8 protein-coding genes and 1 pseudogene are annotated in these 8,423 nt (G+C 46.8%); 3 read left to right on the top strand and 6 right to left on the bottom strand.

The window, feature by feature from the left end; all coding sequences use genetic code 11:
- Positions 1 to 29 precede the first annotated feature (29 nt).
- Positions 30 to 441 (bottom strand): annotated as a pseudogene (locus tag HMPREF3034_RS07140) (virulence-associated protein E); the annotation flags it as partial.
- A gap of 431 nt (positions 442 to 872) precedes the next feature.
- Here HMPREF3034_RS07140 and HMPREF3034_RS07135 point away from each other — a divergent pair.
- The 3 genes from HMPREF3034_RS07135 to HMPREF3034_RS07125 all read left to right on the top strand — a co-directional run bounded on the left by HMPREF3034_RS07135 (position 873) and on the right by HMPREF3034_RS07125 (position 1,954).
- A complete protein-coding gene (locus HMPREF3034_RS07135) occupies positions 873 to 1,160 on the top strand; it encodes a helix-turn-helix domain-containing protein (protein ID WP_062434365.1) in 288 nt (95 codons plus the stop codon).
- An 11-nt stretch (positions 1,161 to 1,171) separates the two neighbouring features.
- Positions 1,172 to 1,468 (top strand): helix-turn-helix domain-containing protein, encoded by a 297-nt coding sequence (locus HMPREF3034_RS07130; protein WP_062434362.1) that lies wholly within the window; start codon positions 1,172 to 1,174, stop codon positions 1,466 to 1,468.
- Positions 1,469 to 1,558: 90 nt separating this feature from the next.
- Positions 1,559 to 1,954: a hypothetical protein gene (locus tag HMPREF3034_RS07125; RefSeq protein ID WP_231725631.1), complete on the top strand. Its 396-nt coding sequence runs from the start codon at positions 1,559 to 1,561 to the stop codon at positions 1,952 to 1,954.
- 1 nt (position 1,955) lies between these two features.
- Here the strand turns inward: HMPREF3034_RS07125 and HMPREF3034_RS07120 are convergent, their stop codons facing one another.
- The 5 genes from HMPREF3034_RS07120 to HMPREF3034_RS07100 are packed head-to-tail and all read right to left on the bottom strand — an operon-like array spanning position 1,956 to position 8,334.
- Complete coding sequence (locus HMPREF3034_RS07120; RefSeq protein WP_036898774.1) at positions 1,956 to 2,702, bottom strand: phosphatase PAP2 family protein; 747 nt, start codon at positions 2,700 to 2,702, stop codon at positions 1,956 to 1,958.
- The gene (locus HMPREF3034_RS07115; RefSeq protein ID WP_036898771.1) at positions 2,699 to 3,598 is read right to left on the bottom strand and encodes an efflux RND transporter periplasmic adaptor subunit; all 900 of its coding nucleotides are present in this window, start codon (positions 3,596 to 3,598) and stop codon (positions 2,699 to 2,701) included. The genes HMPREF3034_RS07120 and HMPREF3034_RS07115 overlap by 4 nt, the downstream gene beginning before the upstream one ends.
- A complete protein-coding gene (locus HMPREF3034_RS07110; RefSeq protein ID WP_062434356.1) occupies positions 3,595 to 4,818 on the bottom strand; it encodes a TolC family protein in 1,224 nt (407 codons plus the stop codon). Before HMPREF3034_RS07110 ends, HMPREF3034_RS07115 begins: the two co-directional genes overlap by 4 nt.
- Positions 4,819 to 4,820: 2 nt before the next feature.
- Complete coding sequence (locus HMPREF3034_RS07105; RefSeq protein WP_062434353.1) at positions 4,821 to 7,943, bottom strand: efflux RND transporter permease subunit; 3,123 nt, start codon at positions 7,941 to 7,943, stop codon at positions 4,821 to 4,823.
- 13 nt (positions 7,944 to 7,956) lie between these two features.
- Complete coding sequence (locus tag HMPREF3034_RS07100) at positions 7,957 to 8,334, bottom strand: hypothetical protein (RefSeq protein ID WP_062434351.1); 378 nt, start codon at positions 8,332 to 8,334, stop codon at positions 7,957 to 7,959.
- Positions 8,335 to 8,423 lie beyond the last annotated feature (89 nt).

Raw genomic sequence — 8,423 nt, 5'->3', positions numbered from 1 at the left:
AGGGTGGGTCAAATTAGTGTGGCTTTTCCAGTAACGCATGATGCAAGATTTGAAATGATGCTTTGATCTGTTTCTATCTTGTTCAGCACTTCTGAAGCATCAACCTCTGGCAAAGTCTTGAAGTATTCCTGTATGGGATTGATGCGTGGCGAAAAGCTGCTTTCGATGATGGAATAGAGATTGTCGGGGGATGTAACGATACCCACGTCGAAGTTAAGTTCCCTACGGAGAGAGTTGATTTCATAGCGACCAACTTTTGTGAAACGACCGCCTGTATCTTTATTGCTTCGGTATTCTGTCCTGCCCAGTACGGTGTTGTACACTGAACGCATAGTGCGCACGGAGATAGGTTTCTATCTCGCTGTTCTTGGAAGTGTTTCCCCTGCGTTCTGTAGAATTACCTGTTGTTCTCATTCTGCTTTTATCTGCTTCATTTTTCATTGTTTACCCGTTTTGGTTTCCAAGAGTGAAGTTACGGCGAGAATGTCAATGTTCCAAGCATTCGGAGAGTGTTTACATAATGTTGCGCTCATTGGCAATAGATTTCTTACGGAATTTTTTCAGGAAACAGCAGGAAAATAAGGATTTAAGCCAAGAACAAGCGCACAAGTGTAGAAAAGTAATAGGAAATGTCTGTACCTGTTTGCTTCAATCAGCATTGTATTGCTTTGACTAAAACAAACGTAGAAAAAAGGAAGATAAGGATCGGAAGAAGAGTAAGAAAGATAACCTCATTTCCTTCTGTTTCCCTATTCTTCCCTGCTGTTCCTTGCCGCTTTGTGGAATGGAAAGAAGCGCATACTTTTGCACGCAGAAACATGCGATGGAAAGCAAATCGCAAAAGGAAAATATAAACAAAACAATATAACGTTATGGGATATTTTATCATTACCGACAAGCAATGGGCAATGCTGAGGAATGAAATTGTCGCTCTTGCCCAGACCTGCCACAAGGCATTTGGAGAATCGAGTAAGCACACTGATTGGCTGCACAACGGAGATGTGTGTCGGTTACTCAACATCAGCAAGCGCACCTTGCAGCATTACCGTGATACGGGCATGCTTCCGTTTACACAAATCGGACACAAGTGCTATTACAAGCGTGAAGACGTGGAACGGTTGTTACAGACAAAGTCAGAGAAAACCAAGAACAACAAATAAACAATGAAAAGATGGAAACAGTTAGAGATTTGAACATGGACACGGACGAGATGCAGGTGGCGCTGTCCGCTATCAGCAGTGTGAGCAGGAGAATTAAGGAAGTAGCACAGACGCACAAGCCCCTGTTTGGAGGTGAGCATTTCCTAACGGGCAAGGAGGTGTGTGAGCGGCTGTATATAAGCCCTCGCACCCTGCAAGACTATCGAGACAGAAAGATTATACCCTATACGCAGTTTGCAGGGAAGATACTCTATAAGGCTTCGGACTTGGAAAGACTACTGGAGAAGAATTATAAGGAATACGAATAAAAACCGTCTTTAATAACTCGTTGGTTGAATTAATTTGTTGATATTTATATGACAAAGAAGTTGCACATGTCGTTGAATTTTAGTAACTTAATGGATCTCAAGTTATTAAGTACCATCATCATCTCTATGCGCAACTTCATTACAAATTTCTATAGAATTCTCAATATATGCAAGGAATTTGCTGGAAATCGTGTAAATAATCTCGGCAATGTATCTCGAAGAGGTGTCGTTCCCAAGTTCTCCGACCTCGAAGTCATCGCTTTGGGAATAACGGCAGAAGCCTTTCATGTCGACAGTGAGAATTACCTTTTCTATCGTCTCCACAAGGAATGCGGCAAGGAACTGCCCAACCTCATCAGCCGCAGACGGTTCAATGCCAGACGCAAGACGACAGCCATACTTATGGGGGACATCCGTAAGGCTGTAGCCAAAAGGATTGACGGAGGTGAGGATGTCTTCTGTATCGACTCCAAACCCTACATCTGATTTAAAAGATAATTTGCGCAGTCGCACCAATGTTCTTCCCATCGTATAAAGGAGCTACGAATACACCTTTGCGATTGCGTTTCTCTGTAAAAAACTTAGGATAGAGCCAATACGACAGTTTTACACTGAAGATACCGATGCCTGCCCCTGTTATCACATCAGTGAGCCAATGCCGATTGTTGTAAATGCGCAGAAAGCCTGTACCTGTAGCCATTGTATAACCTGCAATCCAAATCCATGGCGATGTGTCCTTATATTCCTGATAGAGCATCTCCGCTCCCATGAAGGCCATGGCCGTATGGCCTGAGGGGAATGAGTTTCGGGCAGAACCGTCGGGACGCATCTTCTTGATGCCATACTTCATGGAATTGACCAGAATGCCCATTGTGAGTGCAGACATACCACCCAAGACTGCTTGTTGCCCCAAGGTGTGTGTGCTCTTAAAGCCAAGGGCATTTAATCCATACACGGAGGCCATGGGCACATATTGGCTCACATCGTCATAAATGGTCCCGATGCGTGAATTCTTCAGAATCTCATTTCGCAAATCTGAATCCTGAGTCTGCAACCAGTGGTTATGAAGCCCCACGATTCCTGTTCCTATCAATATCGTTGGAGCTATGAGCGACGTCAGCTTGGGGGTATGATTCTGCTTGACTTCTGACAAAGAATCTATGCTTATGGTCTGCGCCTCTACTGACAAGAGAGCACTGACCATGAGAAGAAACATCATAATAACCTGTTTCATTCTATCACACCATTGATAAACATATCGGGCAACAGCTTGGTAGCGGGGTGGTCAATGATACGGGCATGCACCGTGACCGACTTGGAATCGTTGTCGAAGACGGAGTTTATGTCGTAGACCTTGGCGCGGAAGGTCACCTCGGGGGCATTGGTGAGCGTCAGCTTCACCATCTGACCGATGCGCACCTTGGGCAAATCTTTCTCAAACACTTTCAGGTCGCAATGCAGGTTTACGTTGTTGACCACCGTCATGAGCGAAGTGGAGATGTCCACGAAGCTGCCCATACTGATTTTTACCTTCCCAACAATACCACTGATGGGCGATGTGACAGGAATGAGAGTGGTGAGCTTGCCTGCTGATATTGACGACGGATTCACGCCGAGCTGACTCAACTGACGTCCAATACCTACCACTTGCGCATTAGCAATAGCATAGGTCGACTCAGCCTGTTGCAAAGTTTTCAGCACACCTGCATCTTGTTTCATCAGCGTGTGCTGTCGGGCAAGTTCTGTTTTGGCTGCAGAAAGCTCATTTACAGCCGTGAGATACTGGCGTTGCAGTTCGACTATCTGTGTGTTTTCTATATAAGCCACCACTTGACCGCGGCGCACTCTAATACCTTCTCTAGTTGTGATGCGCCGCACCACCCCACTTGCAATGGGAGAAACCTCTGCTTTGTTTTGTGGATCGAGTGCCAATGTTCCTGTCACACGCACAACATTAACAGTTTTACTCAAGTCGGGTGCTGGATCAGCATCAGCCTCCTCTTCACCTTCTTCTGTTTCCACTTTCTCGGAAGCAGCATTCTCTTCCTTGTCACTTTTCTTATCGTTACCACAGCTGATCACCATAACCATGGCAAGCAGTATCAGTAGATAAAATCCTATTTTTCTCATTTTCCTTGAAGATAATTCAGTTCAACAATAGCTTTATTATATTGGCGAGTAGCATCAGCAAAGTCTTTCCAAACCTCCAATGCACTCTGTAGGTTTTGCATTAACTCCACATAACCGATTTGTCCATATTCATAACTCGCCTTAGAGATTTGTTCCATCTTGCGAGCTTGGGGCACTCCTATTTTTTGATAATAGTTGTAGGCTTTGTGTGCCGACACATAGTTGTTATAGGCTGCATCGTAGGTTTTGCGGAGCACGTACTCCTGATTGCGCACGTTGAGTTGTGCCATCTCCACTTCCTTGCGAGCCGCCTTCACCCGCGCCTTTTGTGCACCGAATGCTAAGGGGATGTTCACTCCCACGGAGAAGCCCATGAAGTTGCCACCGCCATACGCGCTGCGGTCAATGTTGTAGGGATTGAATCCCTTGATGACGGTCTGCACGCTGGCTCCCACAGAGAAGGTGGGCAGTCCGTTGCGTTTCTCCAATTTCAGTTGTCGGTTGGCAACTTCTTCTTGACTCTTCGCTAAGGCGAGGAGGGGAACGTCTGCAATGGAATGGTCGGCAAATATGAGTTCGTTAGTCGCTGTGGCAAGAGGTATCACCAGCGTATCGGTGTTGAGCCACTTCATCAACTGTAATTGGGCAGTGAGAAAGTCGCGCTGCGCAATGTCACTTTTGATGTCGTTCTCCTGTTTCAGTCGGATTGCATTCATCTGCTCTAATCGTCCAGTCTCTCCAGTTCCGAGTTTAGCCTCTGCCACACGGTTGAAATTTTTATAGATACTGTCTTGACGGGCATAAATGTGTAACACGTCCTGTGCGTAGAGCAAGTCGTAGAAAGCCAAGCTCACCTCTCGTCGCAGCTCATTCTCGCTCACCGCCAATCGACTTTGGACAGCGCTAGTTTCGGACTTGAGCAATGAGCGTCTGGCAGAATAAACACTGGGTAGAGCAAACGACTGACTCACCGTGATGGCATTGTCGGGACTTCCGCCACTGGTGGGGTCCTGAGAGAGCGACACGGATGTGGCATCCAGATGAAAAGCAGTACCTTGAAGGATACGGGTCTTATCCACCTCCATACGTGAGCGCTGCAATGTTAGGCTACGCTCGGCAGCCATTGCCAACACCTCTTGCAACGTCATCTGTCGGCTTTGGGCCGATACTAAGATGGGAAGAAAGAGGAATAGGCTGAAAATGATATATTGTTTCTTCATGTCTATTTTGTCTTTGTTGTCTTTGAAAAGATTTTGTACATAGAGGGCAACACCATAAGCGTGAGAATGGTGGCAATGAGCAGACCACCGATGACCACCGTGGCAAGAGGTCGCTGCACCTCAGCACCGTCGCCTGTCGAGATGGCCATGGGCAGGAAGCCGAGCGAAGCCACGAGTGCTGTCATCAGCACGGGGCGCAGGCGTTCCATACAGCCGTTGATGATACAGCGGTTGATGTCGGTGATACCCTTACGCTTGAACTCGTCGAACTGGTTGATGAGCACAATGCCGTTAAGCACCACAACGCCGAACAGGGCAATAAAGCCAACACCGGCAGAGATGCTGAAAGGTATGCCGCGCAACCATAGGGCGAGGATACCACCGATGGCTGCAAGCGGAATTTCGGTGAACACAATCAATATCTCACGCATGCTGCGCAGTGTGAAGAATAGGAGGAAGAGAATGATGATTAATGCAGCTGGCACAGCAACCAAAAGACGTGCCTTTGCCTCCTTGAGATTCTTAAACTGTCCGCCGTAGGTGTAATGATAGCCTGTTGGCAACTGCAATTCAGTGTCCAACTTTTTCTCTATATCGGCAATGGTTGTCTCCACATCCCTGCCTCGCACGTTGAAGCCCACGTAGATGCGTCGCTGCCCCTCGTCGTGGGTAATCTGCGATGGTGTACTTACATATTTTATCTCTGCCACTTGCGACAAAGGTACGGTTCCCCCGCTTGGCACGGTGAGCAGTAGGTTCTGTAAGGTTTCAATCTTATTGCGCATCTTCTCGTCCAAGCGCAACACGATGTCGAACTTCTTGTCTTCCTCGAAAATACTGCCTGCCGTTGTTCCAGCGAAAGCTGATTCCAGCGTGCTATTCGCTTCCTTGATGGATATTCCGTAAGCCGATAGGCGACTACGATCGTAGATGACTTGCAACTGTGGCAGTCCCGACACACGCTCCACGATAGGCGTCCCGACACCCTCCACATTTTCTATTTTCTCTGCCACACGCTTGGCAATGTTTGCCAGCGAGTCGATGTTGTTGCCATAGATGTTGATGGCAACATCTTGCTTTACACCCGTAATGAGTTCGTTGGTACGCATCTGTATGGGTTGCGACATTTCCACACGCAATCCCTCTACCTCACTCATTGCCTCTTCCATCTTTTCAGAAAGTTCTGCCTGCGTTTTAGCACTCGTCCATTCACTCTTGGGCTTGAGTTGTATCATCATGTCGCCACGTTCCATAGGCATGGGGTCGGTGGGAATTTCCGAACTACCGATGCGCGTCACCACCTGTTTCACCTCGGGGAAACGCTTCTTCAGTATTTTCTCTGCCTCTGTGGTTTTGGCTATCATCCTCGACAGACTCGTGCCCTGCTTCATGCTTACTTCGGCGCAGAGGTCGCCTTCTTCTAAATTGGGAATAAACTCGCCGCCCATGCGCGAGAAGATAAATAAGGCTACGGCGAGTAGGGCAATACCTGTTGCCACGATGACTTTGCTGCGCTTAAGACTGACACGTAGTAATGGCAAATAAACCTCACTGATACGATGCATCATACGGTCAGAGAAATTCTTTCCATGCTCCGTTTTTCGTGATAGAAACAATGCACTGGCAGCAGGAACATACGTGAGCGAGAGAATAAACGCTCCGAGAACGGCAAAGAACACTGTCATTGCCATCGGTCTGAACATTTTTCCTTCGATGCCTACCAATGTGAAGAGGGGCACGTAGACTGTCATGATGATAATTTCGCCAAATGCAGCACTCTTACGTATCTTGTTGGCACCCATACTTACCACATGATCCATATCGTCCTGCGAAAGTACACTTTTATTGAACCTCTTGCCATGAGAGACTATATAGGTGGTGATACACTCCACGATGATGACTGCACCATCGACAATAATTCCAAAGTCAAGCGCACCAAGACTCATCAAGTTGCCTCCCACACCGAAAGCCTTCATCATACCGAAAGCAAAGAGCATGGCAAGCGGAATGACCGATGCTACCACTAATCCTGCTCGGATATTGCCCAAAAATAGCATGAGTACAAACATCACGATGAGTAAACCCAGTACCAAGTTCTCGGTGATAGTGAACGTCACGCGGTCTACCAACTGCGTGCGGTCTATGAACGGTTCAATGACCAAGCCTTTGGGAAAGCTCTTCTGCACTTGGTTCATGCGTTCCTTTACGTTTTTGATGACTTGTTGGAAGTTCTCTCCCTTGAGCATCAGTGTGATACCACTCACCACTTCGCCTTCACCATTGCGTGTTACAGCTCCATAACGCATGGCCGAACCATATCGCACTTCTGCTACATCACTCACAAGCACAGGAACACCATTGACAGTTTTTACGGGAATTTGCCGAATATCATCCAACGTGCGCGCCAGTCCGATACCACGGATAAAATACTGATTGTCGCCTTGTTCTATATAACTGCCACCCGTATTCTCATTATTACCTTCTATGGCTTTATAAAGATCGACCACCGTGAGACCGAATGATGCAAGACGGTCGGGATTAATAGCTACTTCGTATTGCTTTACATAGCCGCCCCATCCGTTCACCTCGGCCACACCTTCGGTACCTGCAAACTGCTTTCGTACAATCCAGTCTTGTATGGTGCGGATGTCTGATAGAGAGAATTTGTTCTCATATCCTTTCTCTGGATGAATGGTGTATTGGTAAATCTCGCCGAGTCCAGTGGAGATAGGAGCCAAGCTCACCTTGCCTGCTCCGCGTGGAATCTCCTCCTCTGCCTCCTTCAGCTGTTGGCTCACCTGCTGACGCGCCCAGTAAATGTCCACATTGTCGCGAAATACGAGCGTCACAACGCTCAATCCGCTGCGACTGATACTTCTACGCTCCACAATGTCGGGAATGTTGGCAAAAGCCATTTCAAGTGGCGTGGTTACGTACTGCTCAACCTCCTCTGCGCCAAGCGTGGGAGCTTGAGTGATGACTTGTACCTGATTGTTGGTAATATCAGGTGTGGAATCAAATGGCAATTGGCTCAGTGACACGGCTCCCCATACTATAAGAAGCAATGTCATGATACCAATCACCAATTTGTTCCGTATGGAAAAATTGATGATTTTTTCAAACATGATGGATTAACTATTAATGTTTTATCAAAAAAGAACAAGGATAAAACATCAAAGCTATAGGTGGACGCCATACGCCCGCAGTATACGCCTGCAGAAGAACAGCCTCATAATGAACTATTTGCGGATTTGTTACAATAGCCGCAAATTTGGATAGTTGGAAAGAATCGTTAGTTACGTATAAGCTGAAAGCATGCACTATGGCATCTGTACAGAAAGGTGAGCACATACCAGCATTAAACTTCTGCATGCCACCCTCGTAATTGTTGACAGAATGGAATTCTGCCACAGATTCTGTATGTTGAATTTGTGCATACACAACTTCCTTGCATTGGCAAGGAATCACTGCCAACAAAAAGACGTAAATGCTCAGGATGTATGCTATCAATTTCATATTCGGCTGCAAAGATACGAAATGACTTTTGCAACTCGGTTGCAAAGATACATTATGAACCCGTTGGCGGAATTAATTTAAGTTGATAA

Origin of the sequence: Prevotella sp. DNF00663 (genome assembly GCF_001553265.1) — a bacterium.
Lineage (GTDB): Bacteria > Bacteroidota > Bacteroidia > Bacteroidales > Bacteroidaceae > Prevotella.
Note: the sequence above shows the minus strand (reverse complement) of the source record. Positions and strands in the feature narration are given on the sequence as shown.